The organism is Microbulbifer sp. GL-2, from assembly GCF_007183175.1.
Classification (GTDB): domain Bacteria; phylum Pseudomonadota; class Gammaproteobacteria; order Pseudomonadales; family Cellvibrionaceae; genus Microbulbifer.
In genome coordinates this window covers 4,574,849-4,600,762 of sequence record NZ_AP019807.1, presented here as the reverse complement: position 1 = coordinate 4,600,762, position 25,914 = coordinate 4,574,849, and the positions used below count along the sequence as shown (strand labels likewise).

Sequence of the window (25,914 nt, the reverse complement as noted above, 5' to 3'; positions counted from 1 at the left end):
GATCTCCACAAAGTGGGGTGTGGTTACAGGGCCATTTATTTAGAAATACGCCGAATTTCCCTGTCCAGGCCGTGTTCAAGTTTAAATGCGGGTTGGAAAGAGTTGGCCTGGGCAGCGAGCCACCAGCGCCCGTAGGGAGTTTCTTCTGGTGCATCTACCAGGGAATTTTCCTCAAGGAAGTGCCAGATATGATGAATGGGCAGTGTCTCAACGGCGTTGACATTGTGATAGAGGTGGTAGGGCTGCAGGTCTCGAGGGTCGGTCAGGCCTGCACCTGCAACGATATCGCCAAGTGCCTCCAGGGTTTTTGCCTGGAATGCCGCTGCCCGTTTACTCTGCACATCCACTACCAGTCCGCGTTGTCGTTTGGGATCCTGTGTGGTGACACCGGTGGGACAGGTGTCGGTATTACAGCGCAGGGACTGGATACAGCCGATGGAAAACATAAAGGGACGTGCCGCATTGCACCAGTCAGCGCCAATAGCCAGGCATTCAGCCAGCCCGGAAGCAGAGTACACTTTGCCACTGGCGGCTAGGCGTATTTTGTCGCGCAGCCCTGCGCCTACGAGAGCGTTGCGTACCACAATCAGCCCTTCCAGTAGCGGCATTCCCACCCGATTAGACAATTCCAGCGGTGCTGCTCCAGTGCCTCCCTCGGAACCATCCACTACGATAAAGTCGAGCAGAATACCCGTCTCGATCATGGCTTTCATAATTGCCATGACTTCATAAATGTGCCCGACACACAGCTTGATCCCTACCGGTTTACCACCGGACAGGGTGCGCATCTGCTCAGCAAATTGCAGCATTTCAATGGGGGTGGAAAACATAGAGTGAGCGCGGGGTGAGACACAGTCGACCCCCGGTTTTACCTTGCGGGTGGAGGCGATTTCCTGAGTCACTTTCGCGCCGGGCAATACACCACCATGGCCTGGTTTGGCGCCTTGGCTCAATTTTATTTCGGTCATCTTGACCTGGTCATCACAGGCTTCTCGAAACAGGTCGGGGTCGAAACTGCCGTCGTCCTTGCGCGCACCGAAATAGCCTGAGCCCAATTCCCATACGAGGTCGCCGCCGTGTTTTCGATGGTAGGGGCTGATGCCACCCTCTCCGGTATCGTGGTAGAAGCCGCCAATCGAAGCGCCTTTATTTAATGCCTCAATGGCCGCAGCGGAGAGGGCACCGAAGCTCATGGCTGAAATATTGAGAAGGGATACAGAGTAGGGTTTTGAACATTGCTCTGTGCCTACTTTGATTCGGGACTTCACATCCGCTTCTTTTGCTGGGGTGATGGAGTGCGTCAGCCACATCTGTTCCCCGGAATAGACATCCTGTTCAGTACCGAACGGATGCATGGCAGAAGTCCCTTCGGCCCGGGAGTTTACAACCCTGCGGGCCTCATAGCTGAACGGCCTGCCCTCCTCGTCTCCTTCCACAATGTAGGCGCGAAAATAGGGGCGCAGGTTCATAAACATCCAGCGGATACGTGCGGCCACCGGAAAGTTGCGGGTGAGGGTCCACTCGCGCTGGAACATGTCATACAGGCCCAGACCTACCAAAAATAAACTGGCTGCCAATGGAATTAGCCACCAGGCACTTCTGGAGAAGGTAAGCACTAAAAAGACCGGTGTGAGAATCAGGGCAGTCACAGGGATGATTGCGCGCTTGATTCCGTTCCTACTGGCGTAGGCACGCCAGGCACTTGAGATAATCATAGAAAATGAAGGCCAGTGTCGTTACAGAGAGTACCGATACTGAACCTAGATCATCTATAGGAATTTTGCCGCTATCTCATCGCGATCTGCGGTTAAACAGGCATCTTAGAATGTGAGAGCCGGCATGCGCTCCCGGGAGTGCGATTCAATGGCGGTAACGATGGAGTAGTTATTCAGCTCCATCAGGATCTCATCCAGGCTGAGAAGCTGCCAACATGGGCGTGCACCCAATTCGATAGCATTGCCGGATAGAAATTTACGCGCTAAAGCCGCCGCTGGTGCGGCGGGAATCCAGGGGCCATCGCCAATTAAGCCGAGAATTTGCCATTGTCGTGTAGCGGATTCGCCATGAGTGTTTTTTCCTTCGGCGCGCACGATCATACCGCCGTGGGGAGTGCCTCCAGGCCAGCGTGGAGTCAGTCTATGTCCCAGCTGGGCCAGGCGGGCACTGGTTGCAGGTAAGTGCAGCCGGGCTAATTGGGCGCAGGCAGACAGGCCTAGCTGTAGCGGAAATGGTTCCAGCCCTGTGGCAAATCGCGCACTTTGCAGGTCGGGAAGGTATCTGGGGCATAGCTCCAGGTCCGGTACGTCGAAATCGCACAGCCAACGTTTTCCCACAGGGTGTGCCAGCGTTACCGGGCGAAGATTTTTTCCCGCAAAGGACTCGCGCCAGCGACCATCACGCAGCTGTGGAAAGCTGTGCCCCAAATATTCGAAACCTGCACGCACAGTAGCCAATCCCCGGTCAATACGGTGCGCTGGCGCAATAGCAATCTCTACAGCATGAATATCCGGAAGCTCCCGGTGAATTTCAGCGAGCGCAGCCGAACTCAGGCCGGGCAGGCTACTGGCACCGGATACCATGGCAATACCTGCTGCTTCTGCAGCGGGTGAGAGACGGTGAAAGTCGCATACAAAGCGGCGAGCATCTGAGATGTCGATATAAGGTGTGCGGGATTCGATACAAGCTTTGGCAACCCGATAATCAGTTTCTTTCTGGAATGGGCCAGCGCAGTGGATCAAAAGATCCAGGTGCAGTGCTTTCAGTTGTGCCGCGAGGTTGATGGAGTCCCGCTCCAGGCGCAATCCCTCGGCAAGGCCGCCGAGCTGTTCTGCACAGCGATCTGCAAGGCTCTTATTACGCCCGGCAATAATCAGTTGGATATTGGCTTCTGAATTCAGCATCTGCGCAATACGTGCGCCAAAGTTGCCGTAGCCGCCAAGTATTAATACACGTTTGTTCAGGTTATTGATCACCTGGATTGAACTCCTCTCCCTTGAGGTCTTGGGAGATCATGCAATGGGGCGGTGGCGTAAATCAAGGGAATCTTGGTACGGATTCACACTGCACCCATGTCTATCGAGGGGAGTGTGGGGCACATGCAGTCGGAAAGCCTATAAATATTTGCATATCCTTAAAATTAACTACTCGGATTTAAACCACAGTTTTCATCAGGCTGAGAGGGGAGGTAAGTATGCGGATGATGTGGAGACCCAGCATATACGTGGTGCAGGGAGGCGGCAGATTTGTAGTTGTGAACTGGACCCGAAGTCTGCCTATCCGGCTCAAGGGCTGATGAATGAAGTCTTCGGTGTAGCTGAAAAGTACGCCTACCACAGTCATCCTGGGCGGGCTCCCCCGTACTCTTAATTGGTGCGCAGATAGTAAGAGTCAGTAGTGCGATGCCCCATGTAAAAGTATTGGAATATCCTGCCAAGCAAATGGCTAATTTACCAACGAAACGTTGTACGGAGGAGCGTCATGGCAGGCTGGAATACTTCACCCAATGTGCCACTGTCGATTACCGAGCAGCGTATTTATGATCTGAATCATCGCAAAGCGCTGGCCGACTTAATTGCACGGGCTATGGGCGTTAAAGGTCGAGTTGATGTTGAGCTGTTCGAAAAGGCCATTCCCAATGTAGTCAATTCCTATCCGATTTTTCGCTGTAGATACAATGACGAGCCTGTCTACCGGAAATTTGAAGATATTGAACTTGACTATCTGGATATTCGCCATATGAGCGACGAGCATATCACCAGTTTTCTACGACAGTTTAGTAGCTCACCCATGGATTTAGGTGCGGATCAGTTGATTGGCCTCTCCCTGTTTCGTACTGGTCATGACGAATATATTTTCCTGGTCAAATGCCACCATATTATTGCTGATGGAATTAGCTTGTCGAAGCTTTGGTCTGAAGTCCTCACTGGTTACCTGAACTTGGAAGCGGGTAAAAATTACAAGCCAATAGTGGAAACGATGGATTTTGCGGATTACGTAAACTTCGAAAACACCTATTTAAAGTCTGCCCGTGGCCAGGACGCAAAGCATTATTGGCGGAACAAGTTGGCGTTGCAGTATGAGGATGTAGAGTCTGCGTCTAATCAGGAAATAGCCTCGATTATTTGTAATGAGATCAACCACAACATAATGGGAGAGGAGTTTCTGCAATTACAGGCAGATGCGAACTCTGAAAATACCAGCTTATTTGTCTATTTATGTGCTGCCTACCAGCAAACCCTGGGTGAGTTCCTGCAACATGATTTTTGGATGAATACGAATTTATCTCTACGGCTGAAGCGGGAGCATCGATATATATTTGGACCAATGTTTCGTTATGCAAACCTTAGGGCCTGTCGGGATGAATCCTGGAAGGAGAAATTGAGACGATTGTCGATGGAGATCAAGCGCGCGGTACGCACCGTCTATGCTGCTGACGCTATCGGTCCCCACGGCAGTATTGGCCATAACCTTAATGCCTCTCGATGTTACCTGATTACTTTCCTCCAGGCGAAAGAGCATCAGGAGGGCTTCGCCGGCGTCTACACCGGGGAAATTTCAAATTGGAACACACTAAATGATCACTTGAAGATTCGCACCATCTCACTACCGACACGGCTTACGCCCTACGGAATATACCTTTCATTGGCCGACTATGGCGGCCAATTAAGGGCGAGCTTTATCTATAATGTGAATTGCTTTACTCAAGCGCAGATGGAGAGCTTTGTGGGTCGCTGGCATGCTCGTGTGATCTGTGGAGCCGGGGGCAGTATGCCCCCTCTTTGACTGGTTCATCTCCTTGCTGTACCGGTATCTGCCGTACTGCCTTTAGTTTTGACAGTAAATACCATGTCTCGATGTGCCTTCGTTACTCTCGTTAATAGTCCTGACTATGTGATTGGCGCCACAGCGTTAAAGCGATCCCTGGATCGTGTAGCCAGTGCCCACCCCCTGGTGTGTATGGTGGTTGCAGGTAGTTGCGACAGCGCGTCATTGGAGCGGGCGGGTTGTTTGGTGCGGGAGGTACGTCCGCCAAAGTTCTCCGATGAATTTACCAGCAGGCACGGGCGCGAGGCTCTACATCAGCGCGCTCCTTTCGATAAGGGTGAAAAGCCCGCATTTCACAACCCGCTGAATAATTTCTGCAAGCTGGCGCTGTGGCGGCTGACAGAATACGACAAGGTGGTTTTCCTCGATGCGGATATTTTACTGTTGCGAAATATCGATCACCTGATGGACTACCCGGAATTCTGCGCCGCACCAAACCTCTATGAGGGGCTGGATGGTTTTCACCGAATGAACTCCGGCTCTTTCACTGCAGTGCCCAGTGAGACCACTTACCAGAATATGCTGGCAGTACTGGATCGCCCCGGTGTTTTTTGGCGTCGTACCGACCAGACATTCCTGCAAGCCTTTTTCTCCCAGTGGCACGGATTGCCCTATATCTACAATGCCCTACAGTATTTATATCTGAACCTTCCGCAACTTTGGCAGTGGAGCAATATTCATGTGATTCACTACCAGTACGAAAAACCCTGGCAGAAATCACATCCGAAAGCGAGGCAGCTGAAGCCGTTAATTGATTTGTGGTGGGCAGTGTATGAAGGGCGGGATATCGATGCACAATTGGTTACCTTGGCCCAGGCACAACAGATGCAGCCCAATGGAGGGGTTCCTTGAAGGTTGGAATTACTGGTGCAAGTGGATATGTGGGGCAATTTATCGTCCGCCATTTCCTGCAGCGTGGCTACACAGTAAGGGTGCTGTTACGCAACGTACAGAAAACGAAAATTTTCTGTGCGCCCGATGGCAGGTTTGAATGGACCTGCGGTGATATGTCGAATGATGTGGTGCTGTCGGAGTTTGTCGATGGTGTCCATGCGGTTGTGCATGGCGCCTACGACCATCTGCCGGGGCGTTACCGTGGCGGAGAGGGAGATAATCTCACAGGCTTCCTTGAGTCGAACCTCAACCGTTCCCTGGCCTTGATGCAGCTGGCCCACGGTGCTGGCGTGGAAAAATTTGTATTTATTTCCAGCCGTGCAGTCTATGCAAGCGGGCATTTGCGCGGCAACCTGCAAGAGCACAGCGCGGCCCAGCCCGATACATTCTACGGGGCTTATAAGGCTGCGGTAGAGGCGATGGTGTCTGCCTGGGCTTATCAGCTCCACTGGCATGCGGTATCGCTGCGCCTGACCGGAGTCTACGGTGTGGTAAATCCGTTGGCGCGCAGCAAGTGGTATGACATAGCGCGAGCGGTTGTCAGAGGTGAAGAATATTCGCAGGGCAGAAATGCCACCGAGGTGCATGGAGATGATGTCGCCAGGGCGGTGGAATTGTTACTGCATGAGGCAGATGCCCGCGGTCAGGCCGTCAACTGTAGCGACCGGTTGGTGAGTAACCGCGAGATAGCGGAAATTATCCAGTCGATTTCTGGGGAGCGTGGTCCGTTGCCACCGCAAGCGAAGGCCGTATCACCAGCAGTGATGGACTGCGCATATTTACAGCGTAAGGGATTCCGTTTCGGTGGAGTAGGGCGGTTGAGGCAAAGCCTGCGAGAGTTGGTTGAAGCGGTGCAGAAAGAGCAGCGCTCCAGCCAATAACGGTACCGATCAGCGGGTTGGCTGGTGGATTGGCCAGTGGATTAATTCCAACGAGTTTTTGCCCGCTTTCAGACACCAGCCATTCTTATCCCAGTCCCCCAATACAATGCGCTCCGCCGGAGCGCCATCAATAGTGAGAGAGTGACGAGCAGGCCTGTGGGTGTGGCCGTGGATTAAAGTATCCACATTGTGCTCGCACATAACCCTTTCCACTTCTTCAGGGGTGACATCCATGATGTCTTCCGCCTTGCGGCTGTTCATCGCCTTGGAGGCCGCTCGTATCTGAGTGGCGATGGCGCGTCGCTCTTCCAATGGCTTGGCCAGAAGTGCCTGTTGCCAGTTGTTGTCGCGGGCTTGGCGGCGAAATGCCATATACTCCTCATCGAGGGTGCACAAGCTGTCGCCGTGCATCAACAGCACCCGATGGCCGGCGAGGGAGAGGGCGGTGGGATCTTGTAGTAATACCGCACCCACGCGCTGGGCAAAATCTGTCCCGAGCAGGAAGTCGCGGTTGCCATGCATCAGGTAGAGCTCAACTCCGGTACCACTGTAGTGGCTAAGCTCCCGCACAACCTCATCAATCAGGGGGGCATCGTCGTCATCGCCAATCCAGGCCTCAAAGAAGTCGCCGAGAATATATAGCGCCTCGGCACCGGCGGCCGGGCCGCGCAGGAAGTCAAAGAAGGCCCTGGTGATATCCGGGCGTCCCTCGTCGAGGTGCAGATCAGAAATTAAATAAGTAGACAATGTCCCCGCCTTAGAGTCTGTATGGACTCGAGAAATTACTTGCCAGCGTAATCGTCAGAAATGCTGACGCCAGTGATTTCGATGGTTTCCAGGGGAACGTCCTGGTGGAAACCTTTACTGCCGGTCTTAACGCTTTTGATTTTGTTGACTACGTCCATACCGTCAGCAACTTTACCGAACACACAGTAGCCCCAGCCTTGTGCATCTTTGCTGCGGAAGTTCAGGAAGTCATTGTCCTTCACATTGATAAAAAACTGCGAGCTGGCGGAGTGTGGGTCCATGGTGCGCGCCATGGCCAGGGTGCCGACATTGTTCTTCAGGCCATTGTCGGCTTCGTTCTCTATGGTCTCGCGGGATTCTTTCTGTTCCATATCGGGGGTCATGCCGCCGCCCTGGATCATGAAGTTATCGATCACCCGGTGGAAGATGGTCCCAGTGTAAAAATCATCACGACAGTACTGCAGGAAATTGGCAGCAGTCTTTGGGGCCTTGTCGAAATCCAGTTCGATAGCGATATCTCCGTGGGTAGTGTGCAGGGTGATCATAAAATGTCCTATGAGGGTTGATTTGGGGCGGCATGATACCTTGTAGTCCGTAGCTGTAAAACGCTGTGACGATAGATCGATGCCGATTGCCTAAAAAGTGAACGCCGCCAACAAATTGATTGGCCGGCGCCATTCCAAATTCGATATTCTGTATCTCAACTAGGCTATAATCCGCCGTTTACATTCGCACAGCTGTAACGAGAAACCTATGACATCCGAGAGCAAGCCCGCTCACTTTTTACAGAACCTTATCCGCGAAGACCTGGCAGAGGGCCGGGTATCCCAAGTGGCAACCCGTTTTCCGCCGGAGCCGAATGGTTACCTGCATATTGGCCATGCCAAATCTATCTGTTTGAATTTTGGCCTGGCGCAGGAGTTTGGCGGCACCTGTAATTTACGCTTTGACGACACCAACCCTGCCAAGGAAGAGGAAGAGTATGTTGACGCAATCAAGCGCGATGTCTCCTGGCTGGGTTTTGAGTGGAACGGCGATGCCAAATACTCCTCGGATAATTTTGACCAACTCTATGAGTGGGCACTGCACCTGATTAAAGAGGACAAGGCCTACGTCTGCGACCTGTCTGCCGAAGAGGCTCGCCACTATCGCGGCACATTGAAAGAGCCGGGCAAGAACAGTCCCTACCGCGATCGCTCCGTGGAGGAGAACCTGGCGCTGTTTGAAAAGATGCGCAATGGCGAAATGGAAGAGGGTCAATGCAGTCTGCGCGCGAAGATCGATATGGCTGCGCCCAATATCAATCTGCGCGACCCGATTATTTACCGTATCAAGAAAATGGCCCACCACCAGACCGGTGATAAGTGGTGCATTTATCCGAGCTACGATTTTGCGCACGGCCAGTGCGATGCGATTGAGGGTATTAGTCATTCCATTTGTACTTTGGAGTTTGAAGATCACAAGCCGCTGTACGATTGGTTGATTGAAAACCTGCCGGTGCCCTCGCGCCCACGCCAGTATGAGTTTGCGCGCCTGAGTCTCAACTATACCGTGGTATCCAAGCGCAAGCTCAAGCAGCTGGTGGACGAAGGGCATGTGGATGGTTGGGATGACCCCCGTATGCCAACCCTGTCCGGTATGCGTCGTCGCGGTTTTACCTCGGCCTCCATTCGCAATTTCTGCGAGATGATCGGTGTAACACGATCCGACTCGGTGGTGGATGTGGGTATGCTGGAATACAGCATTCGCGACGATCTGGATAAAAATGCACCGCGCGCCATGTGTGTGATGGAGCCTTTGAAGGTCACTCTGAAAAATTACCCGGAAGGCCAAGGAGAGATACTGTCAGCACCGGGCCATCCGGTACGCGATGATCTGCCGGCCCGTGAACTTCCTTTTGGCCGCACTCTCTATATTGAGAAAGAGGATTTTCGCGAAGAGGCCAACAAGAAATACAAGCGTCTGGTGCTAGGCAAAAAAGTTCGCCTGCGCAACGCTTATGTGATCTTTGCTGAAGAAGTAGTGAAGAACGATGCCGGTGAAATTGTTGAGGTGATCTGCTCGGTTGATCTGGACACCCTGGGCAAAGACCCGGCCGACGGCGTTAAGCCGAAGGGCGTTATTCACTGGGTATCTGCGGACAACAATGTCGATTGCGAAGTGCGCCTCTACGATCGCCTGTTCAACGATGCGGCGCCGGATGCCGGCGGTAAGAACTTCCTTGACTGCGTAAACCCGGACAACCTGCAAATCCTAAAAGGCTGTAAGGCGGAAATCGGCCTGGCCAAAGCGGAGCCGGAGCAGGGCTACCAGTTCGAGCGCAACGGCTACTTCTGTCGCGACAGCAAGTACGGCAGCGCAGAAGCGCCGGTGTTTAACCGCACCATTGGTCTGCGCGACAGCTGGGCCAAAGAGCAAAACAAATAGCAAAGCGGAGAGCTGCCTGAGCGGCAGTTTTCGCGGCTGGGTCAATGACTGGCCCAGCCACACAGCAAAAAGAATTCGAGAGAAAAGATGTCTCTACAGGTCTACAACACGTTTTCCGGGAAGAAAGAACCCTTTGTGCCACAGGTGGAAGATCAGGTACGCATGTATGTATGTGGCCCCACCGTGTACAACCGCGTGCATATCGGCAACGCTCGCCCTGTAGTGGTGTTCGATACTCTCTACCGGGTACTGAAAAGAAATTTCAACGATGTGGTTTACGCGCGCAATATCACCGATATTGACGACAAAATCATGAAGACCGCGCGGGAAAATGGCGAGGAAATCGGTGTGTTGTCGGCGCGCTATGCCCAGGCCTACTACGAGGATATGGCTGCGCTCAATAACCTTGAGCCGGATATTGTCCCCTACGCCACCCAGCACCTGCCGGAAATGATCGCCATGATCGAAAGCCTGCTGGAGAAAGGCCACGCCTACGCCGCCGAGGGCCACGTACTGTTTGCAGTGGCGTCCATGCCGGAGTATGGCCAGCTGTCAAAACGCTCCCTCGACGATATGCTAGCCGGTGCGCGGGTGGAGGTGGCACCCTACAAGAAATACGCGGGTGACTTCGTACTGTGGAAGCCTTCCGCAGATGAAGAGCCGGGCTGGGATAGCCCCTGGGGCCGTGGCCGTCCGGGCTGGCACCTGGAGTGCTCGGCAATGATCAAGAAGCACCTGGGTGATACCATCGACATTCACGGCGGCGGTCGCGACCTGACCTTCCCGCACCATGAAAACGAGCGCGCCCAGAGCTGCTGCGCCAATGGTGTGGACTTTGTGCGCTACTGGATGCACAACGGCTACGTCAACATTGATGGTGAGAAGATGTCCAAATCTTTGGGCAACTTCCGCATGGTTAAAGACCTGTTGGAACTGTACCCCGGTGAGGTGCTGCGTTTCGCGCTGCTGTCTGCCCACTATCGCTCAGAACTGAACTTCAGTGCGGATCTACTCGACCAGGCTTGGCGTACGCTGGACACTCTCTACGGTGCCCTGCGTGAGACTGAATCAGTGGTGGCGGAAGCGGCGGACTTGTCTGACAGTGCTTTTCTGAAGGCGCTGGAAGATGACTTGAATACGCCTATCGCCATCAGTGAGTTGCACCAGATTACCCGAGATCTGAATAAGGCCGAAGTCGCCGATAAAGCACGGCTGAAAGGTTTATTACTGGCCGCCGGCGATATGCTGGGTATTCTGCAACAGGACCCGGAAGCCTGGTTTAAACAGGCTCGCGGAGGTGAGGAGTCCATTTCCGCTGAGGAAATTGAAGCCCTGATCGACGAGCGTGTGCAGAGCAAGAAAAACCGCGACTTTGCCCGCGCGGATGAGATTCGAGAGGAGTTAAAATCTAAGGGTGTGGTACTCGAGGATAGCCGTGAAGGTACCAAGTGGCGCCGTGAGTAGGGCGCCACTTACTCCACAGAATTAGTTAAAGGCGCCTTCCTGGCCCGCTGGAAAAGTTGGCTGGGGTGGGGTGTAGAACCCGAATTTCATTTGTAGAAACAAGCTATGAAAAAAGTATTTGCCCTGATCGCTTCTCTTGTTGCCGTGGTAACTCTCAGCGCCTGTGAGCCCAAGCGTGGCTCCGATGCCTGGTGTAAAAAAATGGACAGTGTACCCAAGGGCCAATGGACCATGAATGATGCGGGTGACTACACAAAGTACTGCGTCTTCAACCAAAAGCCGGAAGAAGAATAAACGGGCAGTTAGTCGTTGTTCTTCGCCGATTCCCACCAGCACTTCTTTCGCCCGCTGACCGGTAAATACCGCGAGCAGGTGGTGGAGTGCCTGCGTCTTTTGTATGAGCGTCTGTACACCGCCAAGGCTGATTACGGTGAGTCTTTGCTGCGCGAACAGATTCTTGAAATTTTTGCCGAGGCCCTCACCCGTGCGCCGCAACTCGACAGCGAGGACGGCGTGCAGGACCCGGAAGGCCGCTTCCGCAACCTGCGCGATCAGGCTGTCTGGGTACTGAACAGCCTGGTTGAATTTGGCTGGCTGGAGAAGCAAGTGGACAGTGCTACGCTCACCGCCACTTACCCTTTTAGTCGTCGGGGCCGCCTGTTTACCCAGCCATTGGTGGAAGTGAATGGCACTCGCGTACGCACCCGTCACCGCAACACCCGCAATACTTTGAATGCCCTCGAAGCCTTCGCCAGCCGTGGGGAAGTCCACGACTTGATTGATGCCTGGGAGTACTCCGAGCGCATCGTGGCGGATTTCACCGATATGATCGCCGAGCTGGAAGAGCGCAAGCGGGAAATGGTACGCGAGGTGGAAGCCCAATTGCTGGTGCAGCAGGCCACTGATGAATTTTTCTCCTTTATGGAGAGCCGCTTCCAGCCAGACCTGGCTATTCGCCTGTCGGCGGACAGTGTGGAAAAGCACCGCGATGCCATCAACCGGGTGATCGAGCGCATTCGCTGCATGGAGGATATGCGTAAAGCGGAGTGGGAGAAGCGCCTGCGCAAGCTGTTACCGGAACTAGTACAGCATGGCCAGTCCCTGCTGTGGCTGATGCTCGATACTATCGAGGACCGCATGCGCCGTGCCTGCGAGGTGAAACTGCCCGCGTTGCGCCGCGCCCTGCAGGGCTTTACCAAGCGCGCCGATATTATTATCCGCCAGCTCAGCTACCTGCACAGCCAGGCCGAGGGCGAGTTCGCCGATCTGTGCCAGCGCCTTGGCGACAGTCAGCAGAAAACTCAAATCCTCGAACGGCTGGGCGAACAGCTGGGGGGCTTCCAGCTGCGCCTGTTCGACCCCAGGCAAACCCAGCTGTGGCAGCGCAACCGCCGCCAGCCGGTGAATACCCGGGTCGAGGACGAATCCCCCATCGGTGAGGAAAACCGTCGTGAGATCGAGCTGCAGCAGCTGCTCGACCAGGCATTTAACTTCAACAACAGTCACCTGCGCGATTATTTACACGATGCCCTCGGTACCGGCCGCCAGATTAACAGCCGTAACTTGCCGCTGCGAGATGCACGCGATCTGCTCGCCATGAGCCATGTGATCGAAGCGGCCGCGGTCAACCAGAGCGGTGCCGCCGACTTGCAGGTGAAATTTACCGGTGAAATCGCCAACAATGATTATTTCACCAAATTTGATGAATATATTCTGGAGCTGAAAAACAGTGATTGAACAGGCTTTGGAAGAAGCGCTGGCGCAGTGTCGCCTGAACCGCAGTGAGTTTTCCGAGCTGCTGGTGCGCCTGTTGGATTACGGTGTGATCTGCCGGGATGAAAGCGTGATTGAAACCACCCTTTACGATCGCTTCCAGCGCTGCGAGCAGCTGGTACGCGAGTGGTTGGTGCCCCTGGGGTTGCGTTTGCAACACGATAGCCGTTTCCAGTTTATCCGCGTCTATCCGCCCGGTGCCGAGGTGCCCGGCCTGCCGGATCAGGAAGAGCCCCATCACGGCGGTTTCCGCGCACGCCTTGGACAGCAGGAAGTGGCCGCGATCCTCTCCCTTCGAGTGGAATACGACAAGGCGCTGCGGGAAGGGCAGGTGGATGAGAACGGTTGTGCTGCGCTCTCCCTGGAGGCCCTGGAACTGGGAATGCGCAACCTGCTGAAAATGTCCCTGCCGGATAAACACGCCGAACGTAAAAACTTGCTGAAAAAGTTGCGCCAGCTGCGCCTGGTGCAGTTCAGTAGCGAAGAAGTGGAGAGCAGCGCGGAAATCTGGTTGCGGGTGCGCCCAACGATAGCCCACTTTGTGAGTGAATCGGTATTACGCCAGTTGATCGACTGTGAAGCGCTACCCACGGCAGAAGGTGATGTTGCCGACGCTGAGGGGGAAGAAGGGCAGTCCTCTCAGCGTATAACGCCAAGTAGCGAAGAGCACAGCCTGTTTGAGAGCGAAGCCGCCTCTTAGCAAGTAATAAATAATGGCCGGCAAGTCGGCCGTAAAGTATCGAGAAATATTCGACCACCTGGGATTGCGTGAATCGCACTCAGGAGCCTTGGAGAGGGGTGTCGGGTTCCCGCCTGTGAAAAGACTATGTTTCTAAAAAAACTGATCCTGATTAACTGGGGCAATATCCCGCAGTTGGAATATGAATTCGGCCCGATCAACCTGTTTTCCGGTGGCAACGGTTCCGGTAAAACCACGGCGGCCGATGCCATCCAGACACTGATGACCGCCGCCCACGATACCCTGTTTACCTTTAACCCGGGGCAGGATGAAACCACCCAGCGCGGGCGCGGCGGTAAGCAGGTACGCACCTTGGCTTCCTATGTGCTGGGCTGTGATGATGGCAGCTACGCCCGCCTGGAACCCACCGACTGTTATATCGCCGGTATTTTTCACCCCACCAGTGGTGAAGACGGTGCGGAGCCGTTTACTGCGGTGATGGGCATCCGCGCACACCTGGATAACAGCAGTAAGCCTGCCCAGGCGCGCCAGAGTGATCTGCGCTTTTTTGTTTTCCCTGGCGAGCAATTGGTCATGGGGGATTTTGTCCGGGATTACACCGATGGCAAACACCTGCTGCCTTTAGATAAGTTCAATCAGGTGTTGGGTAAGCAGTTCGAAAAAGTCGAGCAATACGACAAGAAAAAGGCCTACCTGCGTCGCCTCTACGGCGCCTTGCGTGGACGCCGCGATGCAGTCTCCGATCGTGAGGCCATGCACGCCGCGCGCACTTTTGCCAATTTCATGGCCTACAAGCCGGTGAAGAGCATCAACGACTTTGTCGCCCAAGAGGTACTGGAAAAGCGCGACTTGGGCGATGCTATCCGCTCGGTCTCCGAGCTAATGAAAACCATTCACAGCATGGAGCAGGAAGCTCGCCAGATTGTGGAGCGGGTCAGTTCCCTGGAGGCCATTGCCCAGTCGGTGGAACTCTATCGGGAGCAGTGGCTGCAATTGCGCGTGCAGGAATATCTATGTGCCCGCCACCGCCAGCAACGGGTACAGAAGAGTTACCTGAGCGGTAAGAATGATCAGCAGAAATTACGCGGTGACCTGGAAAACAATGAGCGCGAAGTGCGCATCTCCTCCGAACGGGTCGATCAGCTCAATGGCCAGCTGGTTGAGCTTCAGGCCCAGCGCTTGGGTATCGATGCACTGCGCAATAAGGATGATTTGGAGCAGCGCATTAACAATGCCCTGAATCTCCTGTCCCAGCAGCACACACCGCTGTCGGCCGAAGAGGCCCGCTGGCGCGAGAACCGCGGAGCTGCCGAAGAGTTGTTAAACCTGCTTAATAGCACTTCCGCCGAGCTGGAAATCAGCGCCTTTTCCGATAAGACGTTGGTGCAGTCAATCAAGCAGGTGGCGCGCGAGGAAGACTTGCCGGATCTGCACAAGCTGCTGGGTAAGGACTGGATCGATTTGGCCGCACTGGAGCCCCTGCGCGAACGGACTGCCAGCAGCGAAGCTTTGCAGAATCGCCTCTGTGACCTGCTGGAAAGCAGTGACAAAGGTACTGGCGGGGATACATCCTCGCCGAAAGAACAGATTGCCCAGCAGGCTTCCCGCTGGGAGCAAAAAGTACAGCAATTGCAAAAGCAGCTGCGCACCCAGGAAAGCCGCATTCAACATTTGCAGGCCAACCGCGTTCGCTATCCCCAGGCGGTGGAAGCGGCCCTGGCGGCGATCCGCGAGCAGTGCCCGGAAGCGGAGCCCCGCGTCCTGTGTGACTATGTGGAAGTGTTGGATGAGCGCTGGCAGATGGCGATTGAAGGCTATCTGGGCGGCGCGCGCTTCTCCATTATTGTGGAGCCAGAATTTGAAGCCCGGGCGATTCGCATCGTGCGCAGCCTGCCGGGGCGCAACAACCGCGCCCGTGTTATCCAGGGGGATAAAGCCCGCCGGGATGCCGAGCGTCTGGATACTCCGGCCGATTCCATTATCGAACTGATGGAATTTACCCATAAAACCGCCGAACACTATTTGCGTGCGTCCTACGGTGCTGTGGTGCAAGTTGAGGATGAGCACGAACTGCGCGGTACCCGTCGGGGCCTGACCGCCGACGGTATGGCCAGTGGCAATTACAGCATGTGGCGTTGTGATATGGACGATGCCGAACTGGTATTTGGCCAGGGCGCCCGTGCCCGTGCATTGGCTGCGCAGCAACGCGCCATGGAGGAGCTGCTCGAAGAGGCCACACAGGTAAATGAACGCCACCAGCTCTACCGCCGAGTGACCAATGCGGTGCGCGGACTGACGAATATTAAGCTGCTCTCAATTGTTGACTCAGCACTGGCGGCCCAGCGGGAATGGCGCAACGCAGAGCGCGCTCTGGAAAACCTGGACCTGAAGGACTTTGAGCAGTTCGAGCAGCAGGTGGATGAACTCAAGGCACAGCTAAAAACCCAGCTGGATCAATTGTCTGGCCTGCAACGCAAAACCGGTTCCCTGGAAACAAAGTTAAAGAATAACGAGAAACTGCTTTATGCTTTGTCCAGCGAGCTGGAATCCCTGGACGATGCTGCCAGTGAAAGCGAGGGGATGGTAAGACGCATTACCGCCATCGATCCAACTTTCGATGCCGAGCAGGTATTGATCACCGCCGACGAGCAGGTGGAGCGCGCCGCGGATCACTTTGATTTCTCTGCGGATATCGAAAACTGGCAGGGCTTGCTGGAAAAATACAGTCGCCAGCTGGATCGCGCCGTGATGGAGTACAACGCTACCTGTGCCAGCGTGGATACCCTGGTGTTTGAACCGGACCTGACTGGGGGCCATAAGGATGCCCTGTTCAAGTTGATCAGCGGCTTGGGGGGGCAGGTGGAGACCCTGCGCAATCGGTTGAAGAACAACCTGCTGGTTGAGCGCCACGATCAATTATTGGGGTTGAAAAAATCCTTCAACACCACTTTTGTCACCCATTTGTGCCACGCTATTTACCAATCCATCAATGATGGTAAGCGCGTTCTCGATGATCTCAATAAAGAACTGGAGCACCACCGTTTCGGCGCCGATCGGGAAAGCTTCCGTTTCGACTACCAGTGGGTGGCGGAATTTAAGGAGTACTGGAGCTTCTTTAAAGCGGTGATTGAACTGCCGAATCTGGGCGAAGAGCAAAGCCTGTTCGATACGGATCTGGCGCCCAAGCACCGCAAGGTACGAGATCGCCTGTTGAATATGCTATTGAGTGAGGATGAGCAGGTGGCGCGACGCGAGCTGGACCGTATCAGTGACTACCGCAATTACCGCAGCTATGAAATTTACAAGGAACCGGAAGGTAAAGAGCCTATCGCCCTCAGCCAATATGGCACAGGCTCCGGCGGCCAGCTGGAAACTCCGGCGTATATTATCCGTTCCGCTGCAGTAACTTCTGCCTTCCGCTTTGGCGAAAGTGGCAGTCATTTGCAGATGGTGCTGGTGGATGAGGCTTTTTCCAAGATGGATGAATCTCGTTCTAAGGAAGTGATCCGCTACCTGACAGAAACACTGGGGCTACAGCTATTGTTTATTATGCCCAGCAGCAAGTCAGGGCCCTTTATGGATCTGATTTCTAACCAATTTGTATTCAGTAAGTGCCCCAGTGCCAAGCCCATCGGCCAGCTGAATACACGGGTGTATGTGGATCGCAAGGTGTGTAACCAGGAGCGTATTGCTGAACTCTGGGCCAACCACCGCCGTACGATTCGCCAGCAGGCATCACTGGATTTTATGGACCTGGTGGAAGTAGAGTAAGGTGACAGGGAGTTTATAGCTTGGGGTGAACCCCACCATTGGCAGGGAGGCAACCGATGGAAAAGGCATTACCCTATTGGGTGGAAGAAAACCCGCTGTTGATCGGAATCCTGAATTTTATTTTGGACCGCCGGGACAGCCAGCTGGAGCGCGCTACGGAAACTCGCATCAGTTTCAGGTTGGATTTGCGCGCCGGTAGTAAGCGCTTGCAAGAGGTGTTGGAGCCACTTAGAGACCCGGTTCAAGATGAGCAGGTGCTGTGGAATGAGCTCCAGCATTTTGCCCGGGAATATCAATGTTTCACCGTAAAGCCAAACCCGAAAAGGCGCCCGGGCATCGCTGAGTGGCAGGGTGCCCAGTTGATATTTCGGGATTCCAGTGAGGATCAATTGCGCTTGTGGCTCAATCGTCCATCTCCCATTGTGCGCAAATCATCCTGGTCCAGTATTCTTGAGCCCTATGCAGATCGCTTTGAAAACCCCGCCGCTTTTCCTCTGAGTGGATTGGAGCTCCAACCGGGATTTAAGTCTGTGGAAGAGATTGTTTCCTGCTGGGCCTCCATTGGCAAAGAGCTGATATTCAGTAAAAAAATTTCCTGGCGACAATTGGCTGCCCGCTGTTTCAAGGGGGACTCCAAGTATCTTGAGCTACACAGTCGTCGGTCTTTGGTGCGCAGCCTGTACCCGGAGTTAAGTCGAAAAATCCAGGAGCGCCAGCTGTTGCTCCACGTTTATCTGCCTGCGAGATTTGAGCAGGTAATTTTTATCGAAAACCAGGATACTTTTATCAGTCTGGCTGAATTACAGCCTGCGCATACTGTATTGGTTTACAGCGAGGGCTATCGGGGCGGGGCAGAACGGATTCGCAATCAGGATATGATCCGGTTTAGTTCATTTAATGTGGCTTCTGAAGATAATCGACGGCAATTTATTGAGTGGTGGTGTGAAAAAAATTCGCTTGTGCTGCCGATCTTTTTCTGGGGGGATTTGGATTATGAAGGGATGCGTATTGCTGCGGCATTGAGAAAAAGCTTCTCCGAATTGCGCTGCTGGCGGCCCGGTTACGACTTGTTACTCAACTCTCTGTGTACTGGTAGGGCTCATACCCCGGCTTCAGCAGAAAAAGCGGGGCAAAAGCCCATCCAAATGATCGGTTGCCAATATGCAGATAGTACTTTGATTCCCGCTATTACGGAGAGAACTTGCTTTGTGGATCAAGAGGCAGCAGCCATAGACGCTTTGGCCAGTACACTGGCTTAATTTTTCCTGTGCAAGACGAGCTTGTCGCTAACCGGTAAATTTCAACCGTATTCACCGGGCGAAGTCTGCTACAAAGGCTTTGGTCAGCTTTTGAACTTGTTTTTTATGCGCAATATCTCGGAAGATACAGAAAATTTGCTGTAAAAATACCCTTTAAGAATAAAAAGGGAAGTTTCTGGAGATTATTATGCGTCAGTTTTCCATTTTGGTTATTTTTGTCTTGGCCTTTGGCGGCGCAGCTGTTTTATACGAGAAGGAAAGTCGTAAAGTAAAAGGCGTGCTGACCCAGATTACCGAACTGCAGGCGCAGATGGGGGATCTGCAGGCGGAGGTCAATCGGCTTAACAGCGAGCTGAAGGCTGCTCAGCTCGCCGAGCGCCGCCGTCCCAACCTGAGTACTATGGCTAGTCGTATCCGCCGAGAGGTACCAAGGCCAGCAGCACCCAAACCAGTCGTGGAGAAAAGGTTTGAGAAAACTGCCAGTAGCCTGATTGCATCAGACGTCACCGCGGCTCCGCCGGCCATTCAATCCGGTAAAGGCAGCACTGGGGATGACGACGAGTGGTCTCACCCCACCATGGATGCGGATCAATACCGGGATGAATCTGGGGGTGAGGAAGTACTGGATCCTTATCAGTAATTTGCAGTCAGCTATTGATTCCAGCCCCAAAGCCCGCAAAATACCTGCATCGTGGCGCACACTGCGCTGGGGTATTTCGCGGGTTTGCTGTTTATAGCGGACACTGTTTGTAGCCACTGATTGTGAGGGGGCAGTCCTGCCAATGTCGTTAAATAAATTTTATACATCTCTGAGTGGGCAACTCGAGGGCCTGCTCTCGGCTGAGCAGGACTGGCTGGCAAACACGGCTAACGCCAGCGCGTTATTGTTTATGGAGTTGGAAGACATCAATTGGGCCGGCTTCTACTTCTTTTATGGTGATGAGCTGCGCTTGGGGCCTTTCCAGGGCAAACCGGCCTGTACACGTATTCCAGTTGGCGCTGGTGTCTGCGGCACAGCGGTCTCCACCGGTGAGCCCCAGCTGGTTGAGGATGTGCACCAGTTCCCCGGCCATATCGCCTGTGATGCGGTCTCAGCCTCTGAGGTGGTAATTCCTCTGTACAATGCCGGTGGGCGCTGCCTGGGCGTGCTGGATATCGATAGTCCCAATATTGCCCGATTTTCGGAAGAGGACCTGGTTGGACTGCAGGCCTTCGCGGAGGTGCTGTTGAAATCATCCGAGTTGCCAGAAGACTAATGGCATTGCTTTGGCAGAAGCAAACAGGCGATACCTGCTATCAGGTGCGCAATCATGGTGCCAGTGTACGCCTTTATAGCAACGGGGTTTTTCACTCCCAGTGGAACCCCCGTGACCCGCTTAAAGGCTCCCTGTGGGAGCTGCTTCTGCTGCCTGCGTTTTTCCTTCCTGAAAAAAGCCTGAATTCTGTGTTGGTGCTCGGTGTGGGAGGAGGCGCTTTGATCCGTCTTTTGCAGACCTATACCTCGGTAAAGCGTATTGTGGGGGTGGATCTGGACCCGGTGCATTTGGACGTTGCCCGCCGCTTCTTCGACGTCTGCGATGTTGAACTGGTGTGCGCAGATGCCAAGGAGTATGTGGCTGACTATTTGAGTGATCCATCAGCTGAGAGTTTCGACCTGGTGATTGATGATCTGTTTGGCCACTGCCAGGGAGTGGCACAGCGTGCTGTGCCGGCAGATAAACCGTGGTGCTCCTCCTTGATGCGCCTTTTACATCGGGATGGAGTGCTGGTGAGTAATTTTGGTGACAGGAAGGAGCTACAGGGCAGTGCCTGGCGCCAGCAAGCAATGCGTCAATGCCTGAAGGGCGCGTGGATGGCGCATATGCCTCTATATGAGAATCATATTCTGACCGTTAGTCGCAAGGTTTTACCCCTGGTAGAGCTGAATAACCGCGCTCCGGGAAAAATTAATCCTGCCAACCCCGCTCGGCGCCTCGACTTTAAGATGAGTCGCCTGCGCTGACACTTGCCATCTGACGGCCTCCAATATCACACCGAACTGGGTGTAAGTGGGAATACCTACCAGTCAGCATAAACGCTGTCACCTCAATGATGTTATTGATTGGCGCCCTTTGTCACCGGCTGCCTATACTGGAATAAGAGACGTACTTTATTTTGGGACCGGTCGATGCGGTACAAAACTGTTGAGGAAGTGATCCAGGAAGGAAGAGACTTTCACGCCAAGCTGGCGTTGCAATACGAGGAGTATGAGCAGCTGGCCACTAATAAACGGGTTGAGCTGCTGTTGGATCAGCTTCGACGACGGGAAGACTCCATGAAGCATTCGCTGGAGAACTTCCATGCGGATCTGCCACCAGGTGCCCTGCATACCTGGGTTCAATTTGCCCCGGAGGGGCGAGAGAAGGAGTTCCTGCAGCGACTGCGCAGTATTGATATCGAAAATCTCGATGATATTGCCAAGCTGGCCATGGATATTGAGATCTATCTGGCGGATCAGTACCGGGATCTGGCTCAAGGTGCGGAAACACCCTCCGCACGTGAAGCATTCGAGCGTTTGCGCCAGCTCGAAGAGCTGGAAGAGCATACCCTATCGATGAACCTATTCAATTTACGCGATTATTAATCCCGCCCTGGCGACTGCTCTCGCCTTATAAGCCTGCGTCTCTATGGGCGCAGGCGGTAGACACAAAACCCTTTTTCCTTGGTGATCAGTTTCACGTCGGAGAAGTAGTGCGGTCCCTTCTTCATCAGGGGGATAAATTCGTTCACGACAAAAAGTGCTGATCCGGTGATTTTCAGTATTCGGGCACTGTGTTGCAGGAAGCGATCGGTAAGGTCGCCCTCCACCTGGAAGCCCTGGTGAAAGGGTGGGTTGCACAGTACCAAGTCTGCAATTCCGCTCTCTAGTTCCGCGCCGGCATCAGATGGCAGCACCACCCCTTCCATATCCAGGGAGCGAAAGTTCTTCTCGCAGGCCAGCAGGGCGGCGGCGTTGTTATCGGTGGCAGTAAAGTGAAATTTACCTAGAGACGCGAGCTGGGCGCTGAGGTAACCGTAGCCACACCCCAGATCCACCACGCGGGCCCCTTCTTTTGGAAGCTCGGTGGTGAGCTGCTGTGCCAGCAGGGCGCTACCCTTATCGATTTTGTTCCAACCGAACAGGCCAGGTTTACTGTAGAGGCCATTTAGCTCCGGAAGGCTGCGCAGCTGCGGATAATCCACTTCGCCAATCAGCTCGCCGGCACTTGGATGATCCACTCGGTTAGTGCTGCAGTACTCGTTACCATTCTTTTGCAGCTGTTTGGCTGTGCCGAGGCGCTCAGCCGCTTTTACTGCATAGCTTTTAATACCGCCCTGTTTTCCCCCAAGCAGCACCAACTCGCCACCTTCACCGAGAAAATGCGGTGCCTGATTGATGATGTGGTGAACTATCGCTTTTTCCTTCGAGACTGAGTAGACGATGCGGCGGTAGTTGCGGTCCAGCTCTTCAAAATGGAAGTCATTAAAGAAGCTGCGTGCAACCTTGCCCTCGGCCAGCTCGGCAATATCCCAGCGATTGCTGAGCAAATCACCATCAAAGTAAAACCCCGGCTGTAGCAGGGGTTTACTGTTTTCATCGGCAATCCATAGAGTTTCACTGGGCGCCTGGAGAAGTTCTTGTAAAAGAAGGGCTGACATACGGTTTACTGTACCGAAGCGATTTCTTCAGGGGTTAATGGGCGGTACTCGCCTTCCTGGAGTTCTTCATCCAGGAAAATATCGCCAATTCTCTCACGGTGCAGCTCTAGTACCTGGTTACCCAGAGCGGCAAACATGCGCTTTACCTGATGGTAGCGGCCCTCGCCAATAGTGATGCGTACCTCGTTGGCGAAGAGTACCTCAAGCTTGGCCGGTTTAGTTCTCTTCTTTTCATTATTGAGCCAGATGCCCTTGGCAAATTTTGCCACCGCATCTTCCACAATTCTGTCTGCCAACAGAGCGTAATAGGTCTTATCACAGTGATGATTTGGAGATGTCACCTTGTGGGACCACTGCCCATCGTCTGTAAGTAGTACCAGCCCCGTGGTATCTATGTCCAGGCGTCCGGCAATATGCAACTTGGACTTGTTCGGTTCATCGATCAGGTCCAGTACCGTGGGGTGTTCGCCATCTTTGGTGGCGCTCACATAGCCCAAAGGTTTGTTGAGCATAATATAGCGTGGCCCCGGCTCGTGCAGGGGCTCGTCATCCAGACATAGGACATCGTTGGCCTGTATTTTTGTCGAAGAGCTAGTGACTACTTCTCCGTTAACAGTAATGCGCCCCGCCCATGCGGCGCGCTTCACATCGGAGCGGGAGAGGTCGGTGACCTGGCTTACCGCTTTGTCCAAACGAATCAAGTTAGCCAATTTTACGCTCACCAGAATCGACGGACTGATAGATCAGGGTGTTAATGGTCATAGGACCAACACCGCCAGGTACCGGGGTGTAGGCTGCGACGCGATCGGTCAGTGGACCCAGCTCGATATCTCCCACACCGCCGGGATGATATCCGGCATCCACCACAACGGCGCCATCTTTAATCCATTCTGCCTTGATGAATTCCGGCTTGCCCACGGCACCTACAACAATATCCGCGCGGCGGATATGCTCGGCCAGGTCCTGGGTGCGGGAGTGGCAGATGGTTACAGTGGCGTTAGCATTCAGCAGCATGGCCGCCATTGGCTTGCCCAGAATGGGACTGCGGCCCACAACCACGGCATGCTTGCCTTCGAGTTCAATTTTGTAGGCTTCCAGCAGGCGCATAATGCCTTTAGGTGTTGCACAGCCGTAAGCCTCCTCACCCATTGCCATACGGCCAAAGCCCAGACAGGTCACACCATCTACATCCTTTTTCAGGCTGATAGCGTCAAAGCAGGCGCGTTCATCAATCTGCGCAGGTACCGGATGCTGTAGCAGGATTCCGTGCACGTTGGGGTTGGCGTTGAGCGCCTCAATCTTGGCAAGCAGTTGCTCAGTGGTAGTAGAGGAGGGTAGCTCCACTTGCATGGAGTCCATGCCGATACGGCGGCAGGCATTACCCTTCATCTTTACATAAGTTGCGGAGGCGGGGTCATCGCCTACCAGGATGGTTGCCAGGATTGGCGTTTGACCACCACTCTTTTCTTTCAGCGTGGCTACCCGAGCCGAAAGTTCCTCTTCAGTTTTCTGTGCCAGGGCCTTGCCGTCCAGAACCAGTGCAGACATAGATGCTATCTCTAACAGTAAAAAGTCGTGTGCTAATAGACCGGAGTCTGCTCCAGCGCCTACTGTATAAAGAAGGGCGGAAGCAGGCGGCTTTTGTGTAGCTGCTTACTATTTATCCGGTCGGATTCTCGAAGTGCGCCATTTTCGCACAGGTTGGGAATAATTTCGCCACTTCGGGGCCCTGATAGGCAAAAGGATAAACTTCTTAAAAAATAATAGCTTAGAAGCGTTGACAGAGGCCTGGGGGATCAGTACTATGCGCGCACTTCGCAAATGCAGCGATCTAAACAACCACCCCAAGGGCGGTAAGCAAGATTGCAGAAGTGCGAATGATTGGAAAAACGGGGCATAGCGCAGTCTGGTAGCGCGCCTGCTTTGGGAGCAGGATGTCGGGGGTTCGAATCCCTCTGCCCCGACCAATTTTCCGGGTTCACCTTGCGCCCGTAGCTCAGCTGGATAGAGCATCCGCCTTCTAAGCGGATGGTCGCAGGTTCGAGTCCTGCCGGGCGTGCCATCTCCATTAGATGGTGCTGATTTGGCAAAAAGGACTTAGTCTGAAGTCAGATTGGCTGCAAGAGAGATCCGGTACTCAGTACTGCCACAAGGTGCTGAAGTATATCACTGCTATGGTGGCCGTAGCTCAGTCGGTAGAGCACAGGATTGTGGCTCCTGAGGTCGCGGGTTCGATCCCCGTCGGCCACCCCAAATTTTTCCTTGTTTTTCAAGGACTTAAAACCTCGCCAAGTGCGAGGTTTTTTCGTTTTGGGCCTCAGTGTACGAATTCGGTGTACGAATTTCTGCCTCAATCTATGTTGAGGTTTAATGTTGGCAGATCGTGAGTCATGCCCATCTGGCGGTAAAAATTCCCCCCTCCCTCCTGTTGAAATCACTAAGAAGTAGCTTGGAGCTGTAATGAAGTATCTGCTGTCTGTATTTTTCCTGACTTGTTCTATGTTCGCCTCTGCGGCTGGGGACTCAAATTTTTCATTAGGCGTAGGTGTGGATCATGCCGGGCTAGGGGCTAAGTACTCGATTAACCGCGATAAAGATAAGTATTTCGGTTCTTTGGGTTGGAAGGGTTTCTCGGAGGAGGCTGGTTCGGTTACGGGGTACGGTTTAGGTTGGGAGCGCCTTGTATCTTCCGATAGTCATTCTTTAGGAGCTTTCCTGGGGCTTGTTGAAGTTGATTATGCTGGTGATGATGCGGTGCGCTATCACGGGGTTGCTTTGCTCTACAACTATTACTTTTCAGGGTTTTCTGACTCTTCTTTTGTCCTTGGCGCTGCTGTTCATGCGGGAGCTAGCTCATATGATGGGCCGTATTATGATGATAATACTACCGGTGCGACGGTAAAGCTGGCTTATCAGTGGTAGTGTAGGCGGTGGATTTGTGGGTTCGATCTCCTTCGGGCCACCCCAGATTTTTCCTTGTTTTTTAAGGACTTAAAACCTCGCCTAGTGCGGGGTTTTTTCGATACTGGCCTATGGCTGGCCCCTTACACCGGCCAATCCTTCAGCCTGGCTTCTGACTTAGATGTCGAGCATATTGATGAAGACCCTGAGAATCTGTGGCTTGTCGACGATGGCCGCAATCAAAGTAAGGGCGATAAAGGCCCTGATGGGTGGATGCCACCCTATGAACTCGTTCAGACCGTCCAATCGCAGAAGTTTATGTGAGAGTGCCTTTATCTTGAGGGGAGCTGATGGGCTGGTGGCGGTATATCGATTCTAGCTGTAATTATGCTTTTATGAGGCCTCCATCAATATACGTATTTAACCACTATTTTTATGAACTTATTTCCTAGTAAATTAAGATTTTTATCCTATGGTTCCTAGCCTAGTTCTCTGCAAGACTTATCCCGTTGATTTTATTTGAGTACGATTTTAGGTGTCAGAATTACTTGGTTAACTCAGAGATAGATTTATCCAACCTTATAAATTGAAGGAT

The 25,914-nt window shown here is 53.5% G+C and carries 23 protein-coding genes and 3 tRNA genes; 19 read left to right on the top strand and 7 right to left on the bottom strand.

Annotated features, from left to right (window positions below; genetic code table 11):
* Positions 1–35: 35 nt before the first annotated feature.
* Together GL2_RS19945 and GL2_RS19940 are read right to left on the bottom strand one after the other, a co-directional pair.
* Positions 36–1,715 carry an FMN-binding glutamate synthase family protein gene (locus GL2_RS19945; protein WP_143732483.1) on the bottom strand — a complete coding sequence of 560 codons (1,680 nt, stop codon included), beginning with the start codon at positions 1,713–1,715 and terminating at the stop codon, positions 36–38.
* A 105-nt stretch (positions 1,716–1,820) separates the two neighbouring features.
* A complete protein-coding gene (locus GL2_RS19940) occupies positions 1,821–2,972 on the bottom strand; it encodes a saccharopine dehydrogenase family protein (protein ID WP_172621218.1) in 1,152 nt (383 codons plus the stop codon).
* 505 nt (positions 2,973–3,477) lie between these two features.
* Here GL2_RS19940 and GL2_RS19935 point away from each other — a divergent pair.
* From GL2_RS19935 to GL2_RS19925, 3 genes are all read left to right on the top strand, one after another.
* Positions 3,478–4,782 (top strand): condensation domain-containing protein, encoded by a 1,305-nt coding sequence (locus GL2_RS19935; RefSeq protein WP_143732481.1) that lies wholly within the window; start codon positions 3,478–3,480, stop codon positions 4,780–4,782.
* A gap of 63 nt (positions 4,783–4,845) precedes the next feature.
* Positions 4,846–5,676: a glycosyltransferase family 8 protein gene (locus GL2_RS19930; RefSeq protein WP_143732480.1), complete on the top strand. Its 831-nt coding sequence runs from the start codon at positions 4,846–4,848 to the stop codon at positions 5,674–5,676.
* The gene (locus GL2_RS19925) at positions 5,673–6,599 is read left to right on the top strand and encodes an NAD(P)-dependent oxidoreductase (RefSeq protein ID WP_172621217.1); all 927 of its coding nucleotides are present in this window, start codon (positions 5,673–5,675) and stop codon (positions 6,597–6,599) included. Before GL2_RS19930 ends, GL2_RS19925 begins: the two co-directional genes overlap by 4 nt.
* Before the next feature lie 9 nt (positions 6,600–6,608).
* Here GL2_RS19925 and GL2_RS19920 read toward each other — a convergent pair whose 3' ends face one another.
* On the bottom strand, positions 6,609–7,346 hold the full coding sequence (locus GL2_RS19920; protein ID WP_143732478.1) for a UDP-2,3-diacylglucosamine diphosphatase: 738 nt from the start codon (positions 7,344–7,346) through the stop codon (positions 6,609–6,611).
* A gap of 35 nt (positions 7,347–7,381) precedes the next feature.
* On the bottom strand, positions 7,382–7,891 hold the full coding sequence (locus GL2_RS19915) for a peptidylprolyl isomerase (RefSeq protein ID WP_143732477.1): 510 nt from the start codon (positions 7,889–7,891) through the stop codon (positions 7,382–7,384).
* 208 nt (positions 7,892–8,099) lie between these two features.
* Here GL2_RS19915 and GL2_RS19910 point away from each other — a divergent pair, with 208 nt between their 5' ends.
* The 11 genes from GL2_RS19910 to GL2_RS19860 all read left to right on the top strand — a co-directional run bounded on the left by GL2_RS19910 (position 8,100) and on the right by GL2_RS19860 (position 21,363).
* Positions 8,100–9,773: a glutamine--tRNA ligase/YqeY domain fusion protein gene (locus GL2_RS19910; RefSeq protein ID WP_143732476.1), complete on the top strand. Its 1,674-nt coding sequence runs from the start codon at positions 8,100–8,102 to the stop codon at positions 9,771–9,773.
* Between the two features lie 87 nt (positions 9,774–9,860).
* Positions 9,861–11,237, top strand: coding sequence for a cysteine--tRNA ligase (cysS, locus tag GL2_RS19905; protein ID WP_143732475.1), 1,377 nt, complete (start codon positions 9,861–9,863; stop codon positions 11,235–11,237).
* Between the two features lie 105 nt (positions 11,238–11,342).
* A complete protein-coding gene (locus GL2_RS19900) occupies positions 11,343–11,531 on the top strand; it encodes a DUF3012 domain-containing protein (protein ID WP_143732474.1) in 189 nt (62 codons plus the stop codon).
* 15 nt (positions 11,532–11,546) lie between these two features.
* Positions 11,547–12,974, top strand: a complete 1,428-nt coding sequence (locus GL2_RS19895) for a Wadjet anti-phage system protein JetA family protein (RefSeq protein ID WP_143732473.1) — start codon at positions 11,547–11,549, stop codon at positions 12,972–12,974.
* A complete protein-coding gene (locus GL2_RS19890) occupies positions 12,967–13,710 on the top strand; it encodes a DUF4194 domain-containing protein (protein WP_143732472.1) in 744 nt (247 codons plus the stop codon). Before GL2_RS19895 ends, GL2_RS19890 begins: the two co-directional genes overlap by 8 nt.
* A gap of 126 nt (positions 13,711–13,836) precedes the next feature.
* Positions 13,837–17,481, top strand: a complete 3,645-nt coding sequence (locus GL2_RS19885) for an ATP-binding protein (protein ID WP_143732471.1) — start codon at positions 13,837–13,839, stop codon at positions 17,479–17,481.
* Between the two features lie 56 nt (positions 17,482–17,537).
* A complete protein-coding gene (locus GL2_RS19880; protein WP_143732470.1) occupies positions 17,538–18,740 on the top strand; it encodes a Wadjet anti-phage system protein JetD domain-containing protein in 1,203 nt (400 codons plus the stop codon).
* Positions 18,741–18,927: 187 nt separating this feature from the next.
* On the top strand, positions 18,928–19,380 hold the full coding sequence (locus GL2_RS19875) for a hypothetical protein (protein ID WP_143732469.1): 453 nt from the start codon (positions 18,928–18,930) through the stop codon (positions 19,378–19,380).
* 142 nt (positions 19,381–19,522) lie between these two features.
* The gene (locus GL2_RS19870; RefSeq protein WP_143732468.1) at positions 19,523–19,996 is read left to right on the top strand and encodes a GAF domain-containing protein; all 474 of its coding nucleotides are present in this window, start codon (positions 19,523–19,525) and stop codon (positions 19,994–19,996) included.
* Positions 19,996–20,742: a spermidine synthase gene (locus tag GL2_RS19865; RefSeq protein WP_143732467.1), complete on the top strand. Its 747-nt coding sequence runs from the start codon at positions 19,996–19,998 to the stop codon at positions 20,740–20,742. Before GL2_RS19870 ends, GL2_RS19865 begins: the two co-directional genes overlap by 1 nt.
* 165 nt (positions 20,743–20,907) lie before the next feature.
* The gene (locus GL2_RS19860; protein WP_020413162.1) at positions 20,908–21,363 is read left to right on the top strand and encodes a hypothetical protein; all 456 of its coding nucleotides are present in this window, start codon (positions 20,908–20,910) and stop codon (positions 21,361–21,363) included.
* Positions 21,364–21,404: 41 nt separating this feature from the next.
* Here GL2_RS19860 and GL2_RS19855 read toward each other — a convergent pair whose 3' ends face one another.
* Genes GL2_RS19855 through folD form a run of 3 tightly spaced genes read right to left on the bottom strand, consistent with a single transcriptional unit; the run spans position 21,405 to position 23,966 of the window.
* Entirely contained in the window at positions 21,405–22,418 is a 1,014-nt protein-coding gene (locus GL2_RS19855) for a class I SAM-dependent methyltransferase (protein ID WP_143732466.1), read from the bottom strand.
* A gap of 5 nt (positions 22,419–22,423) precedes the next feature.
* Positions 22,424–23,128 carry a 16S rRNA pseudouridine(516) synthase RsuA gene (rsuA, locus tag GL2_RS19850; protein WP_143732465.1) on the bottom strand — a complete coding sequence of 235 codons (705 nt, stop codon included), beginning with the start codon at positions 23,126–23,128 and terminating at the stop codon, positions 22,424–22,426.
* On the bottom strand, positions 23,121–23,966 hold the full coding sequence (gene folD, locus GL2_RS19845) for a bifunctional methylenetetrahydrofolate dehydrogenase/methenyltetrahydrofolate cyclohydrolase FolD (protein WP_143732464.1): 846 nt from the start codon (positions 23,964–23,966) through the stop codon (positions 23,121–23,123). The genes rsuA and folD overlap by 8 nt, the downstream gene beginning before the upstream one ends.
* A 342-nt stretch (positions 23,967–24,308) precedes the next feature.
* Between folD and GL2_RS19840 the strand changes: the two genes are divergently transcribed.
* The 5 genes from GL2_RS19840 (at position 24,309) to GL2_RS19820 (ending at position 25,643) form a co-directional block, all read left to right on the top strand.
* Positions 24,309–24,385 (top strand) — tRNA-Pro (locus tag GL2_RS19840).
* Positions 24,386–24,403: 18 nt separating this feature from the next.
* Positions 24,404–24,480 (top strand) — tRNA-Arg (locus GL2_RS19835).
* 115 nt (positions 24,481–24,595) lie between these two features.
* Positions 24,596–24,671, top strand: a tRNA-His gene (locus GL2_RS19830).
* 207 nt (positions 24,672–24,878) lie between these two features.
* Positions 24,879–25,340: a hypothetical protein gene (locus tag GL2_RS19825; protein WP_143732463.1), complete on the top strand. Its 462-nt coding sequence runs from the start codon at positions 24,879–24,881 to the stop codon at positions 25,338–25,340.
* 54 nt (positions 25,341–25,394) lie between these two features.
* On the top strand, positions 25,395–25,643 hold the full coding sequence (locus GL2_RS19820) for a hypothetical protein (protein WP_232053693.1): 249 nt from the start codon (positions 25,395–25,397) through the stop codon (positions 25,641–25,643).
* The last annotated feature ends 271 nt before the right edge of the window (positions 25,644–25,914 follow it).